Raw genomic sequence first — 23,034 nt, forward strand, 5'->3', positions numbered from 1 at the left:
GGTGTCAGCCTTACATGTTGCGCCGGTACTGCCCGCCCACCTCGTACAGCGCGCGGGAGAGCTGGCCGAGCGTGCAGACCTTACAGGCGTCCATCAGCGCGGCGAAGATGTTGCCGTTGTCCAGCGCCGCGCGGCGCACGGCCTCCAGGGCCTTGGGCGCCGTCGCCTCGTTCCGCTTCCAGAAGGCGTCGCGCGAGGTGATGGAGTAGTTCTTCTCCTCCGTCGTTGCGCGGATGACCTCGGGCGGCGTCACCGTCGGAGAGCCCTTGGGGTCCAGGAACGTATTCACCCCGATGATGGGCAGCGTCCCGTCGTGCTTCAGCGTCTCGTAGTAGAGGGACTCCTCCTGAATCTTGGAGCGCTGGTACATGCGCTCCATGGCCCCCAGCACGCCGCCGCGCTCGGAGATGGCGCGGAACTCCGCCAGCACCGCCGCCTCCACCAGGTCGGTCAGCTCCTCGATGATGAACGCACCCTGGCTGGGGTTTTCGTTCTTGGAGAGGCCGAACTCCTTGTTGATGACCAACTGGATGGCGAGCGCGCGGCGCACGCTCTCCTCGGTGGGCGTGGTGATGGCCTCGTCGTAGGCGTTGGTGTGCAACGAGTTGCAGTTGTCGTTGAGCGCGAGCAACGCTTGCAGCGTGGTCCGGATGTCGTTGAAGGCAATCTCCTGCGCGTGCAGGCTCCGGCCAGACGTCTGGATGTGGTACTTCAGCTTCTGCGAGCGGTCATTGCCGCCGTACTTGTCCCGGATGGCCTTGGCCCAGATGCGGCGCGCCACGCGGCCCAGCACGGCGTACTCCGGGTCCATTCCGTTCGAGAAGAAGAACGAGAGGTTGGGCGCGAAGTCGTCGATGTCCATGCCCCGCGACAGGTAGTACTCGACGAAGGTGAAGCCGTTGGCCAGCGTGAAGGCGAGCTGGGAGATGGGGTTCGCCCCGGCTTCCGCGATGTGGTAGCCGGAAATCGACACCGAGTAGAAGTTCCGCACCTTCTGGTCGATGAAGTACTGCTGGATGTCGCCCATCACCCGCAGGGCGAACTCCGTGGAGAAGATGCAGGTGTTCTGCGCCTGGTCCTCCTTCAGGATGTCCGCCTGCACGGTACCGCGCACCGACTGGAGCGTCTTCGCGCGGATGCGCTCGTAGACGTCGCGCGGGAGCACCTCGTCGCCGGACACGCCGAGCAGCAGCAGGCCCAACCCGTCGTTGCCCTGCGGCAAGTCGCCCTGGTAGCGGGGCCGCGGCAGGCCGCGCTCGCGGTAGAGGGCATCAATCTTCTTCTCGACCTCGTCGACCTTGCCGTTCTCGCGAATCCACTTTTCGCACTGCTGATCCACCGCGGCGTTGAGGAAGAACCCGAGCAGCATCGGCGCGGGGCCGTTGATGGTCATGGACACGGACGTGGACGGGTCCGCCAGGTCGAAGCCGGAGTAGAGCTTCTTCGCGTCGTCCACGTTGGCGATGGACACGCCCGAGTTGCCCACCTTGCCGTAGATGTCCGGCCGGTGGTCCGGGTCCTCGCCGTACAGCGTCACCGAGTCGAAGGCCGTGGACAGGCGCTTGGCGGGCAGGCCCCGCGACACGTAGTGGAAGCGCTTGTTGGTGCGCTCCGGGCCGCCCTCGCCGGCGAACATGCGCGCGGGGTCCTCGCCCTCGCGCTTGAGCGGGAAGACGCCCGCGGTGAAGGGGAAGGCGCCCGGCGCATTCTCCCGCAGCAGCCAGGTGAGGATGTCACCCCAGTCTTCGTAACGGGGGAGGGCAATCTTGGGGATGCGCAGGTGGGAGAGCGTCTCCGCGTACAGGTCCAGCTCGATGACCTTGTCGCGGACCTGGAACTGGTACTTGGACGCGGCGTAGCGGCGCTTCGTCGCGGGCCACTCGGCCAGCAGCCGGCGGCAGTCGGCGTGGAGCCGCGACTCCAAATCCTTGTACAGCTCCACCAGCTCGCTCAGGTAGGCGGGCTCGCCCTCGACGCGCTCGGTGACCTGCACCGTGTCCGAGGGGTCCTTGGGCTCGACGATTTCCAGGCGCTTCCTGCCCACGTTGGTGCGCAGCGCCTCGATGGTGCCGTGGAGCTGGTACATACGCCGGGCGATGGCGGCCTGGGCCTTCACGAAGCCGTCATAGGACTCACAGGCCTCGACGATTTCCGCCAGGTAGCGCGTGCGCTCGGGCGGGATGATCCACTTCTTCTCGCTCATCCCCGGCGTGAGCTCGAAGCCGGACTTGAGCGGCGCGCCCGTCTTCGTGGAGATGGTGTCCATGAGCGCCCGGTAGAGCTGGTTCATCCCCGGGTCGTTGAACTGCGAGGCGATGGTGCCGAACACGGGCACCGCGTCATCGGCGGTGGTGAAGGCGTTGTGGTTGCGCTTCCACTGCTTGCGCACGTCGCGCAGCGCGTCCAGCGAACCGCGCTTGTCGAACTTGTTGATGGCGATGACGTCCGCGAAGTCGAGCATGTCGATCTTCTCGAGCTGCGTCGCCGCGCCGTACTCCGCCGTCATCACGTAGAGCGCCACGTCGGAGTGCTCGGTGATTTCGGTGTCGGACTGGCCGATGCCGGAGGTCTCCACCACGATGAGGTCGAAGCCGGCGGCCTTGCAGATTTCGATGGAGTCGCCCACGTGCTTGGACAGGGCGAGGTTGCTCTGGCGGGTGGCCATCGAGCGCATGTACACGCGCGGATTGTCGATGGCGTTCATCCGGATGCGGTCGCCCAGGAGCGCGCCGCCGGACTTGCGCTTGGACGGGTCCACGGACAGCACGGCGAGCGTCTTGTCCGGGAAGTCGGCGAGGAAGCGGCGCACCAGCTCATCCACGAGGCTGGACTTGCCCGCTCCGCCGGTGCCGGTGATGCCCAGGATGGGCACGCGCGGGCCCCTGGCCTGGATATGCGACATGGCCTCGCGCAGGGCCGCGCCCTGGGACGCGAAGTTCTCCGCGATGGTGATGAGCGGGGCAATCCGGGACGGCTCGCGCATCGAGGGCGCATCGAGCAGGGGCGCGAAGTCCGCCGGCCGCTTCTCGAAGTCGCACTGGGAGATGAGGTCGTCAATCATCCCCTGAAGGCCCATGGCCCGCCCATCGTCCGGCGAGTAGATGCGCGTGACGCCGTAGCGGTGGAGCTCTTCAATCTCCGACGGGAGGATGGTGCCGCCACCGCCGCCGAAGACCTTGATGTTGGCCTTCCGCTCGCGCAGCAGGTCAATCATGTACTTGAAGAACTCGACGTGACCGCCCTGGTAGGACGTGATGGCGATGCCCTGCACGTCCTCCTGGATGGCGCAGTCGACAATCTCAGCCACCGAGCGGTTGTGCCCCAGGTGGATGATTTCCGCGCCCGAGGACTGCATGAGGCGGCGCATCACGTTGATGGCGGCGTCATGCCCGTCGAACAGGGAGGCGGCCGTCACGATGCGGACGTGGAAACGAGGCTTGTAGGGCTGGGGAACGGGTGTCTGCTGGACGTTTCGCACGGCGCGTACAGTAAGAGCGCCGTTTGTGTCGAGGCAAGGGATTGGAGCGTGACTGACCGCTCCTCGACGCGGGCTGTCAGGCCCTCGTTTCAGGGAGGAACGCGCCCAGCACCCGCAGTGCGGCCGACGTCGGTGTCGCACGCCCTTCGCGCACGTCCGCCTCCAGCGTGGGCACCAGTGCGGACACCTCGGGGTGCGCACGCAGGGCCGCTCGGAGGCCGTCCTGCACCATGGACCACATCCACTGCACCTGCTGCGCCTTGCGGCGGCGCTCCATCGCGCCCGAGACCGCGCTCCGCCCGAGCTGCGTCTCGACGGATGTCCACAGCTTCTCGATGCCGGTGCCCTCCAGGGCACTGCAGGTGGTGATTTCCGGCTCGGCGCCTGGCCGCATCAGGTGCAACGCGGCGCGTAGCTCGGAGCGGGCCCTTTCGGCGCGCGGCTTGTTGTCGCCGTCCGCCTTGTTGATGGCGAGCATGTCCGCCACCTCGAGGATGCCGCGCTTGATGCCCTGCAGTTCGTCCCCGGCGCCCGCCAGCATGAGCACCAGGTAGAAGTCCACCAGGTCGGCCACCACCGTCTCCGACTGGCCCACGCCCACCGTCTCCACCAGGACCACGTCGAAGCCCGCCGCCTCACACAAGAGCAGCGTCTCGCGCGTCTTGCGTGCCACGCCGCCCAAAGTACCGCTGGAGGGGCTGGGGCGGATGTACGCGGCTTCCTCGCGCGACAGCCGCGCCATGCGCGTCTTGTCACCCAGGATGCTGCCGCCGGACACGGTGCTGGACGGGTCGATGGCCAGCACTGCCACGCGCTTGCCGGCCTTCACCAAGTGCATGCCCAGCGCGTCGATGAAGGTGCTCTTGCCCGCGCCCGGCACGCCGCTGATGCCCACGCGCCGGCTGCCACCCGTGGCGGGGAGCAGCCGCGTGAGGACCTCCTGGGCGAGCGCGGCATGGCGCGGCAGCTCGCTCTCCACCAGGGTGATGGTGCGCGCGAGCATGGCGCGGTCACCCGCGCGCACACCGTCTACATACGCGTCCGCGGACAGCAGCTTCACGCCTCTTCCTCCAGCGACGCGGCCAGCTTGTCGAGCAGTTCGATGGCCGCCTTGGAGATGACCGTGCCAGGGCCGAAGATGGCCGCGGCGCCCGCGGCGCGAAGCGCGTCGTAGTCCTGCGCGGGGATGACGCCGCCCACGACGACCATGATGTCCTCACGGCCCAGCGCCTTGAGGGCCTGCTTGAGTTGCGGCACCAGCGTCAGGTGGCCGGCGGCGAGCGAGCTGGCGCCCACGACGTGCACGTCGTTCTCCACCGCCTGCCGCGCGGACTCCTCGGGCGTCTGGAACAGGGGACCGATGTCCACGTCGAAGCCCAGGTCCGCGAACGCGGTGGCGATGACCTTCTGGCCGCGGTCATGTCCGTCCTGCCCCATCTTCGCGATGAGGATGCGCGGCCGGCGGCCGAAGCGCGCGAGGAACGCGTCCGCCTTCTCGCGCGCGTCGATGATTCCCTGAGCGTCCTTGCCCGCTTCGCTGGAATACACACCCGTCACGCTGCGCACCGTGGCCTCGTAGCGCCCGAACACCTTCTCGAGCGCGTCGCTGATTTCGCCCACCGTCGCCTTGGCGCGGGCCGCGTCGATGGCCAGTGCCAGCAGGTTGCCCTCGCCGCGCCGTCCCGCCTCGGTGAGCGCGTCCAGCTTGCGGCGGACGTCCTCCGCGTTGCGCTCGGCGCGCAGCTCGCGCAGCCGGGCAATCTGCGCCTCGCGCACCGCCGAGTTGTCCACTTTGAGAATCTCGATGGAGTCCTCGCGCTCGGGCGGGTACTTGTTCACGCCGATGATGGCCTGGCGGCCGGAGTCGATGCGCGCCTGGGTGCGCGCCGCCGCCTCCTCGATGCGCAGCTTGGGCAGGCCGGCCTCGATGGCCTTCGTCATGCCGCCCAGCGCCTCGACCTCCTGGATGTGGGCCCACGCCTTGTGCGCCAGTTCGTGCGTGAGGCGCTCCACGTAGTAGCTGCCACCCCACGGGTCGATGACGCGCGTGGTGCCGCTCTCCAACTGGAGATAGAGCTGGGTGTTGCGGGCGATGCGCGCGCTGAAGTCGGTGGGCAGCGCGATGGCCTCGTCCAGCGAGTTGGTGTGCAGGCTCTGCGTGTGGCCCTGGGTGGCGGCCATGGCCTCCACGCAGGTGCGCACGACATTGTTGAAGACGTCCTGCGCGGTGAGGCTCCATCCCGACGTCTGGCTGTGGGTGCGCAGCGCCAGGCTCTTGTCCGTCTTCGGGGAGAAGCCCTTGATGAGCTTCGCCCAGAGCAGGCGGGCGGCGCGCATCTTGGCCACTTCCATGAAGAAGTTCATGCCAATGGCCCAGAAGAAGGACAGGCGCGGCGCGAAGGCGTCCACGCTCAGTCCCGCCGCGAGCCCGGCGCGCACGTACTCCACGCCATCCGCCAGCGTGTAGCCCAGCTCCAGGTCCTGCGTCGCCCCGGCTTCCTGCATGTGGTAGCCGCTGATGCTGATGCTGTTGAAGCGCGGCATCTTCTCCGCCGTGAAGCGGAAGATGTCGCCGATGATGCGCATCGACGGAGCGGGCGGGTAGATGTACGTGTTGCGGACCATGAACTCCTTGAGGATGTCGTTCTGGATGGTCCCGCTGAGCTGCTCGGGGCGCACGCCTTGCTCCTCGGCGGCGACCACGTAGAGCGCCAGCACCGGGAGCACGGCCCCGTTCATCGTCATGGACACGCTCATCTGGTCGAGCGGAATCCGGTCGAACAGGATGCGCATGTCCTTGATGGAGTCGATGGCCACGCCCGCCATGCCCACGTCACCCGCCACGCGGGGATGGTCGCTGTCGTAGCCCCGGTGCGTCGCGAGGTCGAAGGCGATGGACAGGCCCTTCTGTCCCGCCGCGAGGTTTCGGCGGTAGAAGGCGTTGGAGGCCTCGGCCGTGGAGAAGCCGGCGTACTGCCGCACCGTCCACGGCTGCTGCACGTACATGGTGGAGTAGGGGCCGCGCACGAAGGGCGGCAGGCCCGGCAGCGAGCCCAGGTGCTCCACGCCCTCCATGTCCTCTCGCGTGTACACCGGCTTGACGGGGATGCCCTCGGGCGTGTCCCAGCGCTCGGCGTTGCGCGTGGCCTCGCCGGCCTGACGCAGTTGCTGGTCGCGCATGGGCGCGGCGGAGTGCGTTTCGGGGGCGTCGAAGTCGATGCCCGAGAAGTCCGGTACGTGGGGGCGCATCAGGCCACTCCGAGCTGCTGGTGCAGTGAGGACAGGAGCGCGAACAGGTCCGCTCCCGCGTAGAAGAAGACGTCCACGCCGGCCGCGCGGAAGGCGGCCTCATGGTCACCGGGCCGGCCCGCCACGGCCACCGCGCGCGCGCCCTTCGACTTCAGCGCCGCCGTCAACGCGGGCACCCATTCTGGATACAGCGCGTCCGGCCCGGAGATGACGGCGAGCGGCGCGCCGGATGCCTGGAAGCGGGCCACCGCGTCCGCGATGTCCGCGAAGCCATGCTGGTCCGCCGGCTCGATACCGCCCGCGGCCAGGACGTTGGCCGTCCACGTGGAGCGGGTGGTGTGCTCGGCCACCGTGCCCAGGCTTGCCAGGAAGGCCTTGGGGCGTGCACCGTGCGCGGCGAGGTGGCGGTCGCTCGCGTCGCGCAGCGCCTCGAAGGGCTCGGCCACTCGCGCCGGGCGCAGCGGCAGGGGGCCCGATGTCGCTGGCGCCGTGGACGCCTCGGCGCGGGACTTCCGCTGAACGGGTGTTTCGCCCAGGTGGGGGAACTCACTCACGCCGACAATGGGCAGGCGGCGGGTGCGCACGGCCTTGTCGCGCGCCGCGCGCGTCTCCGCGAGCACGCGGGCCACGTCGCCGCTCGTGAGCGCTTGCTCCATGCGGCCCAGCGCCTCGATGCGCCGCAGCTCGGTCCACGCCGCGCGGGCGATGTCCTGTGTGAGCTGCTCCAGGTAGTAGCTGCCGCCCGCGGGGTCGGCGACGCGGTTGAGGCTCGACTCGTCGCGCAGGATGAGCTGCGTATTGCGCGCCAGCCGGCGGGCGGACGCGTCGGGCGTGCCCAGGGCTTCGTCGAACGGCGAGGTGCTGACGCTGTCCGCGCCACCGACGACGGCGGCGAAGGACTCCGCGGTGGCGCGGAGGATGTTCACCCACGGGTCCCGCTGCGTCTTCGTGGTGCTCGCGGTGCGCGCGTGCAGCACCATGGCCTGGGCCTCCGGCGAGCCGCCACAGGCCGCCACGGCCTTGGACCACAAGAGCCTCGCCGCGCGCAGCCGGGCAATCTCCGGGAAGAACTGTCCCCCCACGGACATGGCGAACTGGACGGAGCGCGCCGCGACGTCGGGGGAGACGCCCGCGCGCTCCAGTCCGCGCAGGTACGCCACGCCCGTGGCGATGGCCCAGGCCAGCTCGTGCACCGATGTGGCGCCCGCGTCCGCGTAGGCGCGCGTGGACACGAGCAGCACCCGGAGGCCGGGCGCGGCTTCACGCAGCGAGGTGACCAGGGGCGCGGCCTGGGAAAGCGTCGCGTCCAGCCCCATGGGCAGCGAGCCCGTACGGGCCAGGATGCCGAGCGGATCCACGCCGAGGCTGCCCTTCAGCGCCGCGCGGGACACGCCCGTCTGCTCCGCGACGTGGAGCAGGCGCTGGGCGGCGGCCAGCGGGTCGGACTCGGGCTCCAGGTGGACGGGCGTCGTGTCCAGTGGCGCATGGGCGAGCAGCCGCCGCAGCGCCTCGGCATCCGGTACGCGAACGCCGTGCGTGTCGCCCAGGTGGAGCCACACGCCCCAGCCGCCCCGGTCCAGGTCCGTGCGGATGGCCTCGGCGGCCTGCGTCACGTCTGGCTCGCTGTACTCCTGGCACACCAGCCATCCACCCTCGGTGAGGCCCAGGGCCTGGGTGCCGCGCACGTAGGGGGCCACGCCGGGCGGCGCGACGGCGGCATCCTGCTGCGTGTAGAGCGGCTGGAGCGATAGGCCGCCTTCCAACTGCGACTGGAGCGCGGTGAAGGGCTTGCCCTTCAGGTCCTTGTCCACGAGCCGGCGCCAGTCTTCCACCGACGGGGCCGGGAACTCCGAGGCGATATGGAGAGGCTCTTGAGCCATGCTGCGTCCTCGCGGGATGGGAGTGGCACCGACCCATAGGCGCAATGGACCGGCGGGGCAATGGGCTTGGAGGGGCTGCCTCAGTCTTCCGACGGGACGTCCTGTCCCTTGAAGCCCCAGTCCTCCAGCACTTTGGCTTCATCCAACGCGCTCTTTGTCTTCTTGAAACGGGCGCCGGACACACCTTTTACCCGGCGCTCACACGCGGCCCAGGAGGCGTGGCGCTTCACGGAGCTGCCCACCTGGCTCAGGTAGGAGTAGGCCTTGGCCGCTGCCTCCCGCTGTTCCTTGGGCTTCTCTGGAGGCAGTGACATGTCCTCCGGCAGGTCGTGCACCGCCACGCCGTAGCCGTGGAGCGGGCCGGTGTAGAGCCTCGCGTCACGCCCCTTGGAATAGGCCACGGCGATGGCGTCCACACGCTCGTTGCCGGGAACGCCCACGTGGCCCCGGATGTAGAACCACGCGACGGCGGCGGCCTCGGCGGCATGGCTCTCCTTGCGCTGCGCCAGGAGCGCCATCAGCCGTTTCCAATAGATGGCGTTGGCGACCTCGCCACCCTCGGCCGTCTTCCACCCGCGCCGGCTCCAGCCGAACGCCCACTTGGTAGCTCCCTGAATCACATACGTGGAGTCCGTGTGGATGTGGATGGGGCCCGGCGCGCGCTCCAGGTGGCGCAGGGCCTTGCCCACGGCCGTCAGCTCCATCCGGTTGTTGGTGGTCTCCGGCTCGTGTCCGCCCAGCTCCGTCACCAGCCCGTCGGGCGTGACGATGATGCTCCCCCAGCCACCCGGGCCAGGGTTTCCTGAACAGGCGCCATCAGCGAAGACAAGGGTCGGGCGGTGCTCCATGCCGGCACCCTATTCGGCGCGAAGTGCTCCCGCCAGGACGGCGGTGGCCGCGCGCTCAGTGCACGGCACTCAGGGAGGGGCCCGGCCGGACGCGCGCGAAGGCGGCGCGAACGGCTTCTTCCGGCTGAGCGCCGGTCAGCAGGAGCACGGGCCCATTGCCCGCGAGCCGCATGGCCGGGACGCCGCGGATCCCCAGCCGTTGTGCCTCCTCCTCGTCGGCGAGCACGCGCGCGGTGTACCGGCCCGCCTCCAGTGCGCGTGTCATGGACTCGCGGTCCATGCCTACGTCCTCCGCCAGCGCCCCCAGCACGCGCAGGTCCCCGATGTCCTGGCCGTCCGCGAAGAAGGCACGGAAGAGGGCCTCATGGAACGGGGAGAAGGACCCAGCGTCCTTGGCGAACTCGGCGGCTTCGAGCGCCAGCCGGCTCTTCGGTTGCACCGGCGGCGGCCTCATCGTCAGGCCCCGCTGCTCGGCCAACGGGTAGACGGAGCGGGCCCAGGCCGACCGAGGGGGCTCACTCACCGGGGCGAGCGGTCGCGCGGGCACCGGACGCAGCTCGAACGCGCGCCAGTGGATGTCGAGCGCCGAGCCCAGCCGGGCATGCAACTGCTCGAGGACGGGAAGCTCGAGGTAACAGAAGGGGCAGACGTAATCGCTCCAGACGTCGAGGCGGACCGGCGTGTCCGATTGGGCCATGGGCGAGGCTCCTTGAAGTCCCCCGCAGGGGACATCTCCTCACGTTGGCCATGCCCGTGCGTGCGCGGGATGCAGTGGCGCCGGTCCTCCTGGACTCCAGCCGGGCGTGCGGGCCGTTGCCGCGCGCTCGAAAGGATGGAGGGTGCGCCGCGTCACGAAGCCGAGAGCTCCTTGATGAGGGAGTCCATCAGGGCGGGCACGGTCCGGTGCCGCAGGTTGGGCGTGGCCTGACCTGCCCAGAGCGACACGAGGTCCGTGCGGCCCGCCTTGACGGCCGCGGGCTTGAGCTTCGACAGGAACCAACCTTGGATGGGGAAGGGCGCGAGCGCTGACAGTTGATGGGCCACCTCCTCAGTCCAACGATTGCGCATGCCTCGCGCGAGCCGGCCCGTGAAGGACCTCGTCAAGGTGGTGTGCTTCGCGCGGTCGCTGAAGAGGAGCTCGCGGTGGGCGTCCGTCGTTCCCGATTCCTCGCAGGCAAGGAACGCCGTTCCCAGTTGCGCGGCCTGGGCACCCAGTGTGAGCGCGGCGCGAATGCCTCGGCCATCCGCGATGCCTCCCGCCGCGATGACGGGCACCTTCACGCGGTCGGCGACGAGCGGCGTGAGGGCCAGCGTCCCCATCAGCGAGTCCTCGGCGCGCGCGAGGAATGAAGGACGGTGTCCGCCCGCCTCGAAGCCCGTGGCCACGATGAGGTCGACGCCCGCCGCGTCCAGGGCCTCGGCTTCGGCCAGCGTGGTGGCCGCGCCGGCGGTGAGGATGCCCTTGCGCCGACACTCCGCCAGGACCGAGGCGGGGGGCACGCCGAACACGAAGCTGAAGATGGGGGGACGGGCTTCGAGCAGCGCCTCTACCTGGTCCTCGAAGCGGTGGTGGAAGCGCTCGGGCATGGCGGGCTTCTCCACGCCGAGCTCGCGGTAGTACGGCTCGAAGAGTCGGTAGACGCGGTCGAAATCCTCAGGGCTGAGTGCGTCTCCGCCAGCGTCATGGTCGGAGACCCAGAGGTTCAGCGCGAAGGGCTTGTCCGTCAGCGCCCGAATCCGGTCCGCCACGCGGCCAAGCTCCTCGGGCGGGAGCTGATACGCCCCATACGAGCCCAGCCCTCCGAGATTCGACACCGCCGCCGCGAGTCGTTCGGTGGAGAGTCCGCCTCCGAAGGGGCCCTGGATGATGGGGTGTTGGATGCCCAGCTTCTGGAGGGCTTCGTTCGTTCGGTGCGGGCTCATCGCGGCTCCTTCAGTCGGGAATGGCGGAGGGATAACCGCGGACGCTGGACGGGGTGCGAGAAACGACACGCGGAAGCGCGCGGGATGTCCGGATGCGGGACTCCGATTCCCATTCCCGTGCAACCGGGCTTCTCGCTTCGTCCAGATGGCCTGTACGCCGGTGTGGCACGCGGCATGCTCGGGCGTCCTGGACATGACGATGACCCTTGGCCAGGACCTCCGCTTCGCGCTGCGCCGGCTTCGTGGCAGTCCCACCTTCACGCTGGTCGCGGTGGCCACGCTCGCGCTTGGGATTGGCGCCAACGTCTCCATCTTCAGCGTGGTGAATGCCGTGTTGCTGCGGCCGCTGCCCATGCACGACGACGCCCGTCTGGTGCGCATGTACAGCCTGAGGACGCAGGGGCCGGGGCCCACCTCCGTGCTGGACTTCATGGACCTGCGGGAGCAGAGCCGCACGCTGAAGGGCCTGTCCGCGGTGGCGCCCGTGGCGGTGACGCTGGCGGCGGACAGCGCGGACACCTTGCCGGAGAAGGTGCAGGCGGGGATGGTGACGGGCGACTTCTTCCCGATGCTGGGCGCTCGCGTGCAGTTGGGGCGCGCGCTTCACCCCGATGACGTCCGGCCCGGCGCTCCGAAGGTGGCGGTGATTTCCCATGCGCTGTGGCAGCGGCGCTTCGGCGGGAGCGCCGCCGTGCTGGGGCGCTCGGTGGACCTGGGCGCTCCGGAGCCGTGGACCGTGGTGGGGGTGATGGCGCCGGGCTTCGACTTCCCCGCACGCTCGGAGCTGTGGAGCCCGCTGCTCTGGGAAGAGGGCATGACGAAGCCCGAGGGGCGCGGGGCGCACTGGCTGGAGGTGTATGGCCGCCTGGGCCCGGACGTGGCGCTGGAGTCCGCGCGCACCGAGCTCTCCGCCATCGCCCACCGTCTCGCGGGGCAGTACCCCCAGACGAACGAGGGCAAGGATGCGCGCGTGGAGCCGCTGCGCGACGTGCTGGTGGGCAACGTCCGTCCGTCGCTCCTGTTGATGCTGGGCGCGGTGGGGTTGGTGTTGCTCATCGCGTGCGCGAACCTCACGCACCTGCTCCTGGCGCGGGCAGCCTCGCGTGAGGGGGAAGTCTCCGTGCGCATCGCCCTGGGCGCGAGCCGTGGCCGCATCGCGCGCGAGCTGTTGGTGGAGTGCGGCGTGCTCGCGGGTCTGGGCGCGGCTGTGGGGTTGCTGGTGGCGATGTGGGCGCTGGATGCGCTGGCCACGTGGGGGCCTCAGGACATTCCCCGCATCGAAGAGGTGTCGCTGGATGGCCCGGTGCTGGCCTTCACCGCGGGACTGGCCGTGCTGACCACACTGCTGTTCGGGCTGGTGCCCGCGCTCCAGGCGGGGCGGCTGGACCTGGTTCGTGGGTTGAAGCGGGTGGTGGGCGGCGGGGGTGGCGGCGCGCAGGGGCACCGCACGCGCTCCGTGCTCGTCGTGGCGGAGACGGCGCTGGCGGTGCTGCTGCTGGTGTGCGCGGGGTTGTTGCTGCGCAGCTTCGTGCACCTGCAACGGGCCAAGCCCGGCTTCGACCCCGAGGGCGTGCTGACGGTGAAGGTGGACCTGCCGCCGCTTCACTATGGCTTTGGCACCGCCGCGCCCGCGGCGTTCTATGACACGTTGCTCGAGCGGCTGCGGGCGCTGCCCGGCGTGGAGCAGGTTGGTGCCGTGAATGGGCTTCCACTGGATGGGGCCCGGTGGACCGTTCCCGTGAAGGACCCCATGCGGCCCGTTCCGGAGGGGACGGAGCCATGGCAGGCCAGCGTGCGCATCGTGACGCCCGGGGCGCTGGAGGCCTTGCGCGTGAAGGTGCTTCAGGGCCGGGGAATCTCGGCGGCGGACCAGGGCGCGGGTGGGCGCGCGGTGCTGGTCAACGCGGCGGCGGCGCGCCGCTTCTGGCCTGGCGAAGAGCCCCTGGGGCGCACGCTGGACACCGGCATGGACTGGGGCAGTGGTGCCATGGGTGGGCGCGTGGTGGGCGTGGTGGACGACGTGGCACTGGAAGGGCTTGGCGCGCCGTCCCTGCCGGAGGTGTACGTGCCCTACGTGCAGGCGCGGACCACGAGCATGGTGGTGCTGCTGCGGACGAAGGGGGCGCCGCTCGACCTGGCTCCCGCGGCTCGCGCGGAGATTCGTGCGTTGGATGCGAGCCTGGCGCCAGGCAGTGTCCGCACGCTGGCCTCGGTGGTTGACCGCACGGTGGCGCCGCTGCGCTTCTACCTGCTGCTGGCGGGGGCCTTCGCGGCGCTGGCGATGGTGCTGTCGGCGGTGGGCCTCTATGGCGTCGTGGCCTACGCGGTGCTCCAGCGCACCCGCGAGCTGGGCATCCGCATGGCGCTGGGCGCGCGTCAGGCGCAGGTGCTGGGGCTGGTGCTCGGCCGCTACCTGGGGCTGACGGCGTGTGGGCTCCTCATTGGATTGGGGCTGGCGGTGGCCACCAGCCGCGGCCTCACGCACCTGCTGAGCGGCGTGCGGCCCACGGACCCACTGACGTACGTGGCGGTGGCGGCGGTGCTGTTGGCGGTGGCCGTCCTGGCGGTGCTGCTGCCCGCGCGCCGGGCCGCACGAGTCTCCCCCGCGGTGGCGCTCCGGGCGGACTGAGCAGGCGTCCGGGGCCGCTGCGTTTCAACGGGGCGCGGCGGTCATCGTACCGCGAGGAGGGACGGACGAGCTTGGAGGTGCGTTCCAGGGGGCGGGTCGCACCGTGGCACCGGGTGGCAACGCCGCCGGGCATGGTCACGGTTGGCTTCGGAGGCGAGGTGCGCCCTCCAGGACGAAAGGGGTCGGTCATGAAGCTCAAGGTGATTGGGATGATCGCGGGTCTGGCGTCGGGTGGCGCGGCTCTGGCGCAGGGCTCGCAAGAGCCGTCGATGCCGCAGGAGCCATCGATGCCGCAGGACCCATCGATGCAGCAGGACCCATCGATGCAGCATCCACCCAGCAGCGGCTCGCAGACGTCCGGCGGCATGCAAGGCCGTCAGATGCAGGGCCAGCAGGAGCTGAGCGGCTCCGTGGTGGCCCTGCGGAAGGACAAGGTCTTCATCAAGGATGAGAACGGCGCGGTGGTGGCGATGGGCGTGAACCACTCCACGCAAATCGATGGGAAGCCCATCGAGAAGCACCGCGACATCCACAGTCACCTCCGGCGTGAAATCAAGGAGGGGGACCAGGTCCGGACCAAGTTCAACGTGGAGAAGACGACCGAGAACATGGCGTCTTCCATCGACAAGATGAACAAGTAGTCCACGCCGCACGGGGACGGCCGCGGTCCGGAGCGTGACGGTGCAGGTTCACCGCCGCCCCGGCCGCGGCTCCCGCCGTTCCTGGATGCGTGTTGGAGGCGCGGTCCTGCGCCGATGTTGCCGCCGGTCGCGGAGCACGGGCTGGGAGCGCGCCTGCGGAAGCTACGGGTTGGCACGGCTCGGGTATGTGGGATGGGCGAGTGGGAGCCGGTCCTCAGCGGAGGTGTGCCTTCGCGAGGACCGGTTCGACTCAACAGCGCTCAGAGATTGAAGCCCACGTTGCCGACAGAGATGCTCGGTCCGAAGATGAAGGACCATTTGCTCGACGGAACGATTGGGTCCAGCGTGGGGTCTCCTCCCGTGCGACGTCGGATGTCTCCGCGGAACTCGTAGGCCAGCCACGCCTGCGCACCGACGGCAGCGCCCGGACCAATCGGAACGCGCAGTCCCAGGCCCAAGACGACCGCGAGCGTCGGCGGGAATTGAATGTCACCCGACTGCGGCACGAGCCCCAGTCCCATCAAACCCGCTTCGATTCCCAGCAGGCGTTCCTGGCCTTCGTTGTTCAGCAACGCCAGTCGCGACACGACACCGAAGTTGATGGCGAGCTGCCCGGTGGGCTCGGTGGCGCGGTAGAGGCCCGCGGGAATGGCAGCCGTCGTGTAGAGCCGGAAGAGGCCACCGGTGACGATGGCCGTCCACTGCGCGGAAGGCAGGCCCGTACGGTCCGTCGTGCTCAAGGCGTAACGGGACTCGTCCGCCACGTGGGAGACCTGGACGGTGATGCGGTCGTACTGCCCCATGTTGCCCGGGACGGGGATGTCGCGCTGCTCTCCCTGCGGACGCAGGAACATCCGCTGCTCGACGCCGCTCTCCCCGCGCACCGAGCCATCCGGCTTCGTGACGCTGATGCGGAGCAGGACCTCCTGGTTCCCATCCTCCGGCTTCAAGCGCTGACGGTGCACGATGACGCGACAGGTGTTGCGCATCTCGTAGGGAATCCGGTGGGGGCGGCTGGGCTCCAGTACCTGGTCCTTGCCGTCCTTGTCCGCGCAGACGAACTCCACCAGGTTCTCGATGCGGGCGGGCACGCTGGCTTCGCGCACCACGCGTTGGAAGCGCTCATCCACCAGCACCAGGTCGGTGGTGGCCAGCTCCGCGGGCAGCGTGGGGAGCCGGTAGCCGAAGCGCAGCGCCACGAAGGCGCCCGGCGCCGCCTCGCCCTGGATGAGGGTGACGGACTCCCGCGTCGTGACGCTGTAGGCGCCAGGCAAGGGCTCCAGCACGAAGCGTCCCAGGCCGGCGTTGGACGCCATGCTCACCTGGGCGGGCCGGTTCGTCGGGATGAAATCGATGGAGCCAAGCCCGGGCAGCTCCAAGCTGGCCCGGGGCACGGGCAGGGGCAGCGTCTTCGCCGTCTCCGAGGCCACCACCGTTCCATCCTGCCGCGACGTCAGCGCGGTGATGGTCACCTGCTGATCGGACGTGCCGCCCGTGCGCAGCAGTACATAGGTGCCCTCCGCCAGCTTCACCACGCGCTCCACGCGAACGCGCAGGCCGTTGACGGTCCACACCAGGGTGCGCGGGTCATGGGCGCAGACGGGATCCAACCGGACCACGAGCGCGGAGTTCTCCGCGCCGCGCAGCACCGAGCCCTCCACCGCCGTGAGGGGACACGCCAGCACGGACAGCGTGGTGGTGATGACCTGGTCGAGCACATCGGCGCGCGAGAAGTAGACGCGCGGCACCAGTCGCGCGCGCAGCGTCACCGTGGCATCCACGCCCGGGACGTTGCGCACGGAGATGAAGCCTTCGGCTGGTTCGCAGCGGGCGATGCCGCAGTCGGCGGTGGCAATCGCCTCGGAGTGGCTGACGGGGACGCTGCCCGGCCCCTTCGACACGTCGATTCCGTTGGAGAGCACCAGGGGCTCGGTGAGGATGGTGCGGCCGGGGCGGATGCGGAGCGATTCGGGGTCCACCAGGTTCCCGAGGGCGTCGTAGGTCTTCACGTCTGGCCCGACGCGGCCGTAGGGCGGAATCCAGTACAGCGACGTGTCCGTGGGCAGGCCCTGCGGCACGGGCACCGCGCAGTCCGCGAGGCCCCGGGGCTTGGAGGGGGACAGACAGACGTCCTGCCCCTCCATGGCGGGGCGCTCCGGCTCGCCGCGCGGCTTGCCCGACCACGCGACGCCCACGTTCAACAGCCCCACGCCGCGCAGCTCCAGGCGGCCTTCGTCCGGATAGAAGGAAGTCCCCGAGAAGTCGATGCGCGGCAGCGGCCCGGTGGCAATCACCGTGACGATTCGCTCACTGGTCGCGCACTGCGCCGGGGTGTCGGCGACCTTGAGGTCCTGCGTGCGCGCGTTGTCGTCCGGCCTGGCGGGCGGATGCACGGAGCGACCATCCGGGCCCAGGCTCCAGCCGTTGCGGACCGGTCCGCAGACGACCCCCTGGGCCAGCACTTCCACGGGGCGGCCACCCTCCGGCACTTGCACGACGGGGGCGGCGGCGGCGAGCCCCGCGGCCAGCAGCGAGGCGAGAACGACGAGGCGGACAGGGGGCATCACTTCGCTAAAGAGCGAAGGATGCCGCCACCGTCAAGCCCGATTGCCCGGCGGCATCAGGCGGCGGGCTGCGCTTCGATGCCCAACGCCTCATGCGCGAAACGAAACATTCGTTCATTGAGCTTTCCGAGAAATTCAAGCGGGTGTCGACCGGAGCGGTCCGCCGCGTCCTCCATCTTCTCCCTGCACCGAAGGTCGGCGCAGAGGTTCACCCCCACACGACGCTTGTTGTCCACCGCTGTGGTGAGCAGGCACACCTCGTGAGCCGAGCCGTAGCTGTGGCACCACTCGCACATGCGAGTGACGGGCTCGCCGCCCAGGGCGTCCCGGCGGAAGATGATGCCAATGGGCTTGCGGCTGCCCGGTGCGGAGAAGATGAGGTACACGCGCGCGCCGGACGTCTCCGTCCAGGCGAGGTAGTCCCGCACGAAGAGTGGGAAGGTGATGCCCGGGGGCATCTCGATGACTCGGCGGTCTCTGGGGCGGAAGGATTCGATGAGCGCCCGGTCGTTTTCGAATCGGAACACGGCTGCTCCTTGGAGGACATCTGCCCCTAACAATGGGGTGCGTCCGTTTCCACCGGAACCCACCCGCAAGGCGGGCGCTCGCCCGGTGCGGCATGTGCTCGGCGCGCTGCGCTACCTGGACGGCCGGGCGCTGGCGGCGGTTCTGCACACGTGGCCATTCCCCGCCGCCACGCGCCGGGATAGACATGCCGTGCCGGGCGGTGGTGGGCACCGCCCCTTGAAGTCCTTTGGAGGCATCGTGAACTCGCCCCTTGTGCTCGACGCGGTGGAAGTCCTGTTCGCCTCGAGGGCGCAGGCCGCCTAGCCGGCCGCGAAGGTCTGACACAGCGCGGCCGTGCGCTCCTCGGGGAGCCCTGAAGAACCAGGTGCGCCATTGGCACCGCTCTGTCCGGAGTCCTTCCAACCATGTCGCTTGAAACCCTCGGCTGGGGTCCAGCCTTCGAACACGCATTCTCTACGCTCGTCTCGCAGTCCCCACTGTCCCTCGTCCCTGGCCGCGTCGTGCGCCAGCATCGAGGGCTGCTCACGGTCCAGACGGACACGCGCACCCTGTTGGCGCGCACCGCGGGCCGGCTTCTCCATCAAGCCCCCGGCGTCGAGTCCCTGCCCACCATCGGCGACTGGGTGGCGCTCCAACTCCCCGATGGGGACGGCGAGGCGCTGCTCCACGCGGTGCTGCCTCGCGCCAGCGTGCTCGCCCGGCGCGAGGCGGGCAGTGAGCGCGACGGGCAGCTCATCGCCGCCAACCTGGACGTCGTGGTCCTCGTCGCGGGACTGGACGGCAACTTCAATCCCCGCCGCATCGAACGGGCATTGGCGCTGGCGTGGACCAGCGGCGCCGCGCCCGTGGTGGTGCTCACCAAGGCGGACCTGCGCCCGGACGCGGACTCGCTCGTGGCCGAGGTGGAGGAGCTGGCTCCAGGCGTACCCGTGCTCGCGCTGAGTTCCTGGACGGGGGAGGGCATCGAGGCCCTTCGCGCGCAGCTTCCGGCCGGGAAGACGGGGGCGCTGCTCGGTTCCTCCGGTGTTGGCAAGTCCACGCTGGTCAACCGGCTCCTGGGCGAGGCGCGGCTGGTCACCCAGGCGGTCCGCGCCGAGGACGACAAGGGCCGTCACACCACCACGCACCGCGAGCTGTTCGTGCTCCCGGGCGGCGGACTGCTCATCGACGGACCCGGCATGCGCGAGCTGGGGCTGTGGGGCGAGGATGACGGCATCGGCCAGACGTTCACCGACATCCTCGAGCTGGCCGCCGGCTGCCGCTTCACGGACTGCCAGCACCAGCGCGAGCCCGGGTGCGCGGTGCGCGCGGCCGTGTCGTCGGGGGCCCTGCCCGAGGCGCGGCTCGCCAGCTACGAGCGGCTGCGGCGTGAGCAGGCCTATCAGGTCCGTCAGCGCAGTGCGTCCGCCGAGCGCGACCACCGGCGCCACGAGCGCGGCAGGACCTTGATGGGCTGGGAGGCGTCACGCTCCAAGCGCCGGCGGGACTGAGACGTCCGTCCCTCGGGAGGCGGGTGGAGTGACCGCCTTCTGACTGCCCGGCCGCCCCACCGGCGGCCGGGCCCCGTGGCTGGCGCGCGCCGTGTCTATACTCCGCGCCCATCATGAAGAAGGACTCGCTCAAGGCCCGCCTGCGTCGCACGTTGCGGTGGGACCTCTGGATGACGCTGGGCCCCGCGCTCGTCATCGTCAGCATCGCGTTCGCCGTCACGTTCTACTTCGTCAAGCCCGCGCCGCCGAAGAAGGTCGTCATCGCCGCGGCTGGGGACGAGGGCGGCTTCCGGTACTTCGCGCGCAAGTATCAGGAGATTCTCGCGAAGCACGGCGTCACGGTGGAGATTCGTCCCACGGACGGCTCGCTCACCAGCATCAAACTGCTGGAGGACGAGCGCTCGGGCGTGGACGTGGCCTTCGTTCAGAGCGGGACGTCCGACGCCACCAAGGCGCCGCACGTCGTGTCCCTGGGAAGCCTCTCCTATGTGCCGTTGTGGGTCTTCTACCGAGGGCCCACTATCGACGACCTGAATGCCCTGCAGGGCAAGCGCATCGTCGTGGGCCCCGAGGAGAGTGGCACGCGCGCCCTGTCCATGAAGTTGCTGGAGGCCAACGGCGTGGGCGCCGCGCCCACGGAACTCTTGAACCTGGGGCGCGACGAGGCCATCGAGCAGCTCAAGCAGGGCAAGGTCGATGCTGTCTTCATCGTGTCCCCAGCGGAGTCGCCGCCCGTCCAGCGGCTCGCGCGGGTGCCGGACATCCATCTCCTCAGCTTCTCGCGGGGCGAGGCCTACGTGCGCCGCTACCCCTATCTGTCCCGGCACGTGCTGCCGCGGGGCGTGCTCGACCTGGCCGCGGACGTGCCAGGCCATGACGTGGTGATGTTGGCGCCCACCGCGAACCTGGTCGCCACCGATGCGCTCCACCCGGCGCTGGCCTACCTCTTGATGCGCGCGGCCAGCGAGGTCCACGGCAAGGCCGGCATCCTGGACCGCACGGGCGAATTCCCGGCGGCGCTCGAGGCGGGCTTTCCGTTCAGCAGCGAGGCGCGCCGCTACTACGAGTCCGGCGTTCCGCTCCTGCACCGCTATCTGCCGTTCTGGGCCGCCAACTTGGTGGACCGGCTCTGGGTGATGCTGGTGCCCTTCATCGCCGTCCTGGTGCCCCTGGGCCGGGTGGCGCCGGCGCTGTACCAGTGGCGCGTGCGCTCGCGCATCTTCCGCTGGTACGCGCGGCTGAAGGAAATCGAGCTCCAGCTCGAGGAGGGCCCGGGCCGGGAGATGCTGGAGGAGATGCTGCGGCGGCTCGACGAGGCCGAGCGCGAGGTGAACCGCATCCCCATGCCCCTGGCCTACGCGGAGAACCTCTACTTCTTCCGGGAGCACGTCGACGTCGTCCGTCGCCGCCTCACCCGGCGCATCGCCGAATCCGGCGAGCCCTCGTCCGAGGTGCTCACGGCCCGGGAGAAGACCGCGTAGCCGTCGCGGCCACAGGGCGCTTCCGGGGCTTGGTCGGAAGCGCCACGAGGCCGTGGGTCAGTGCGCGAGCGCGTGCAGCAGGTTGACGTAGCTGTCGGACCAGACGCGCCTGTCCTTCAGCTCGGGCGGCGTGTCCACCGGCTGGAAGGGCAGCTCCTGGGTGAGGCGGGCCACGACGTCGCTGTTGGCGCTCATGGCGAACCAGACGCTGGGGGAGCGGCCCGACGCCAGCTCCTCGGCGGTGAGGCGCTCCGTCCGGTTCACGAGCCCCTGGACCCGCAGCTCCGTGCTCAAGCGGGTGAGCACGGGGACCAGGTCGAAAAGCCGGCTGGAGACATGGAACAGCAGGAGCCCCTCCGGCGCGAGCTTCCGGAGATAGAGGCTCAGCGCCTCCCGGGTCAGCAGGTGCGTGGGGACGAAGTCGCTGGAGAACGCATCGAGGACGATGACGTCGTACCCGCCGTCCTTGGCTTCCTCCATGCGAAGGCGCGCATCCCCCGCGAGGACGCGGAGCTCCGCCTGGCTGGAGCCGAGCATGCTGAAGTGCTGGCGCGCGAGCCGCTCCACCTCCGGGTCCAACTCGTAGAAGTCCCAATGCTCGCCAGTGCGGCCATACGCGGCGAGGCTGCCGATGCCGAGCCCCACGACGGCCACGCGCTCACGCGGAATCCGTTCCGAGGCCAGCACCCGGCCCACCGCGGAGCCCCGGTGGTAGTAGGAGAGGGGCTCGCCTCGCTCGTCCGGGTGGAGGTTCTCCACGCCGTGGACGGTGCTGCCGTGCTGGAACAGCCGCAGGCCCTCCGCGTCCTTGACCGTGTAGAGGCCGTAGAAGGTGCGCGAGCCTTCGATGCGCCCGCGCGCGAGCATCCACCCGGAGAGCACCAGGACCGCGACGACGAACAGGGCGGCTCCGCTCGATACGTAGGGCGCCAGCTTCGGGACGGGCAGCCCCTGGCCCCGGCGCATCATGTCCCGCGCCGCCAGTCCTCCCAGCAGGAGCAGGCCGGTGATGCCGTGGTCCAGGTACGGGAGCGCCAGCGAGCCCAGCGTCAGGGGAACGAGCAGGGCCAGCAGCAAGGTGCCCACCAGGCCGCCCAGCGAGACGTGCAGATAGAACGAGCCCAGCAGGCGCGGGTCCGAGGGGCGGCACCACACGAGGTTGCCATGCATCAGCAGGCAGCCCACCCAAAGCACCGCGCTGTGCAGCACCAGGGACGGGAGCGACGTCTGCGCGCGTGCCAGCGAGAAGAGCGCCGCGCCCGCCGCGACGGCGAGGCTTCCCAGCGCGAGCCGGTTCAACCCCGTGGGCGTGGGGGGCCGCTTCGAGAAGCAGACGATGAGCGTGAGCAGGTACAGCGAGAGCGGGAGGATCCACAGCAGCGGGATGGAGGCATCCAGCGTGAGGACGTTGGTGACCGCGAGCAGCAGCGCATTGGCGCTCGCGGACAGCAGCAGCCAGGTGATGCGTGAGGCGCGCGGCGCGCGGGGCACCGGCTCGGTCCGGGCCGCTGGCTCGGACGTCGTGCTTCCACCGGCAAGCGCCGGGCGAACGCGCTGGATGCAGAGCAGCGCGAAGACGACGAACGCGCCGTAGCCCACGTACCAGACGGCCAGTTGCTCCTGGATGTCGAGCGCCGGCTCCACCAGGAAGGGGAAGGTGAGCAGCGCCGTGAGCGCGCCCGCGTTGGACGTTCCGTAGAGGAAGAACGGGTCACCCCGGGAGGGATGCTCCGTTCGGGTGAACCACCCCTGGGCGACGACGCTCGTCGTCGACAGGGCGAGGAACGGCAGCCCCAGTGACAGCGTCAGCGTGAGCAGGATGGCCGCCACGGGGTGCAGCTCGAAGAGGTGCAGCCGGAACGGGAAGACGACCACCGCGAGCAGCACGAAGCCCAGGTGGGCCCAGCGGTAGCGGCCCTGGTGCGCGGCCACCGCGACCCGGCTCGAGTAGAAGTAACCGAGCAGCAGCACCGCCTGGTAGAACACCAGGCACGTCGTCCAGATGGCCGCGCTGCTTCCGTAGGAGGGCAGCAGCAGCCGCGCGAGGATGAGCTCCACCTGGAAGAGCAGGAAGGAGCCGAGGAAGACCCAGAGGTGGAACAGCGTCCCTGTGAGGCCGTGGGTCGAGGGCTTCGGGGCGGGAAGGTCGGTCGTCATCCTGGGAGCCACTCGCGAAGGCCCATACGCAGCGTGTGTGTGGCCGTGTGGGCGGAGCATCGCTCCAGGCGGCCCGGAAAAAAAACGCAGGGGTGCTTCAAGGTTTTCGGCGCCGTGCGTTTTGAATTTCGAAGTGGGGATGGGGAGGAAGCAAGCCCGGGGGGGC

At 69.9% G+C, this 23,034-nt stretch carries 15 protein-coding genes; 5 read left to right on the plus strand and 10 right to left on the minus strand.

All coding sequences use genetic code 11. From position 1 onward, the window contains the following. Positions 1–10: 10 nt before the first annotated feature. From FMQ63_RS03580 to FMQ63_RS03610, 7 genes are all read right to left on the minus strand, one after another. Positions 11–3,478: a methylmalonyl-CoA mutase family protein gene (locus tag FMQ63_RS03580; protein ID WP_011552337.1), complete on the minus strand. Its 3,468-nt coding sequence runs from the start codon at positions 3,476–3,478 to the stop codon at positions 11–13. A 76-nt stretch (positions 3,479–3,554) separates the two neighbouring features. Continuing rightward, positions 3,555–4,538, minus strand: a complete 984-nt coding sequence (meaB, locus tag FMQ63_RS03585; protein ID WP_011552338.1) for a methylmalonyl Co-A mutase-associated GTPase MeaB — start codon at positions 4,536–4,538, stop codon at positions 3,555–3,557. Further along, complete coding sequence (gene scpA, locus FMQ63_RS03590) at positions 4,535–6,727, minus strand: methylmalonyl-CoA mutase (RefSeq protein WP_011552339.1); 2,193 nt, start codon at positions 6,725–6,727, stop codon at positions 4,535–4,537. Before scpA ends, meaB begins: the two co-directional genes overlap by 4 nt. Continuing rightward, positions 6,727–8,607 (minus strand): methylmalonyl-CoA mutase family protein, encoded by a 1,881-nt coding sequence (locus FMQ63_RS03595; protein ID WP_011552340.1) that lies wholly within the window; start codon positions 8,605–8,607, stop codon positions 6,727–6,729. The genes scpA and FMQ63_RS03595 overlap by 1 nt, the downstream gene beginning before the upstream one ends. A gap of 80 nt (positions 8,608–8,687) precedes the next feature. After that, complete coding sequence (locus FMQ63_RS03600; RefSeq protein WP_011552341.1) at positions 8,688–9,455, minus strand: RNase H family protein; 768 nt, start codon at positions 9,453–9,455, stop codon at positions 8,688–8,690. Positions 9,456–9,510: 55 nt separating this feature from the next. Continuing rightward, complete coding sequence (locus FMQ63_RS03605; protein ID WP_011552342.1) at positions 9,511–10,152, minus strand: DsbA family protein; 642 nt, start codon at positions 10,150–10,152, stop codon at positions 9,511–9,513. 152 nt (positions 10,153–10,304) lie between these two features. Further along, positions 10,305–11,378, minus strand: a complete 1,074-nt coding sequence (locus tag FMQ63_RS03610) for a nitronate monooxygenase family protein (protein ID WP_011552343.1) — start codon at positions 11,376–11,378, stop codon at positions 10,305–10,307. A 193-nt stretch (positions 11,379–11,571) separates the two neighbouring features. Between FMQ63_RS03610 and FMQ63_RS03615 the strand changes: the two genes are divergently transcribed. Continuing rightward, positions 11,572–14,007 carry an ABC transporter permease gene (locus tag FMQ63_RS03615; protein WP_225909893.1) on the plus strand — a complete coding sequence of 812 codons (2,436 nt, stop codon included), beginning with the start codon at positions 11,572–11,574 and terminating at the stop codon, positions 14,005–14,007. A 188-nt stretch (positions 14,008–14,195) separates the two neighbouring features. After that, complete coding sequence (locus FMQ63_RS03620) at positions 14,196–14,648, plus strand: hypothetical protein (protein WP_020477590.1); 453 nt, start codon at positions 14,196–14,198, stop codon at positions 14,646–14,648. 260 nt (positions 14,649–14,908) lie between these two features. Here the strand turns inward: FMQ63_RS03620 and FMQ63_RS03625 are convergent, their stop codons facing one another. Together FMQ63_RS03625 and FMQ63_RS03630 are read right to left on the minus strand one after the other, a co-directional pair. After that, entirely contained in the window at positions 14,909–17,212 is a 2,304-nt protein-coding gene (locus tag FMQ63_RS03625; RefSeq protein WP_171452312.1) for a hypothetical protein, read from the minus strand. 56 nt (positions 17,213–17,268) lie between these two features. Further along, positions 17,269–17,739 (minus strand): FBP domain-containing protein, encoded by a 471-nt coding sequence (locus tag FMQ63_RS03630; RefSeq protein WP_026113942.1) that lies wholly within the window; start codon positions 17,737–17,739, stop codon positions 17,269–17,271. 85 nt (positions 17,740–17,824) lie between these two features. Between FMQ63_RS03630 and FMQ63_RS03635 the strand changes: the two genes are divergently transcribed. The 3 genes from FMQ63_RS03635 to FMQ63_RS03645 all read left to right on the plus strand — a co-directional run bounded on the left by FMQ63_RS03635 (position 17,825) and on the right by FMQ63_RS03645 (position 20,711). After that, positions 17,825–18,043 (plus strand): hypothetical protein, encoded by a 219-nt coding sequence (locus tag FMQ63_RS03635; RefSeq protein WP_020477591.1) that lies wholly within the window; start codon positions 17,825–17,827, stop codon positions 18,041–18,043. A 101-nt stretch (positions 18,044–18,144) separates the two neighbouring features. Beyond that, entirely contained in the window at positions 18,145–19,230 is a 1,086-nt protein-coding gene (gene rsgA / locus FMQ63_RS03640; protein ID WP_011552349.1) for a ribosome small subunit-dependent GTPase A, read from the plus strand. Between the two features lie 113 nt (positions 19,231–19,343). Next, a complete protein-coding gene (locus FMQ63_RS03645) occupies positions 19,344–20,711 on the plus strand; it encodes a TAXI family TRAP transporter solute-binding subunit (RefSeq protein ID WP_011552350.1) in 1,368 nt (455 codons plus the stop codon). 57 nt (positions 20,712–20,768) lie between these two features. Here FMQ63_RS03645 and FMQ63_RS03650 read toward each other — a convergent pair whose 3' ends face one another. Next, positions 20,769–22,868 carry a spermidine synthase gene (locus FMQ63_RS03650; RefSeq protein ID WP_020477592.1) on the minus strand — a complete coding sequence of 700 codons (2,100 nt, stop codon included), beginning with the start codon at positions 22,866–22,868 and terminating at the stop codon, positions 20,769–20,771. Positions 22,869–23,034: the final 166 nt, after the last annotated feature.

The organism is Myxococcus sp. CA005, assembly GCF_006518205.1.
Taxonomy (GTDB): domain Bacteria; phylum Myxococcota; class Myxococcia; order Myxococcales; family Myxococcaceae; genus Myxococcus; species Myxococcus xanthus.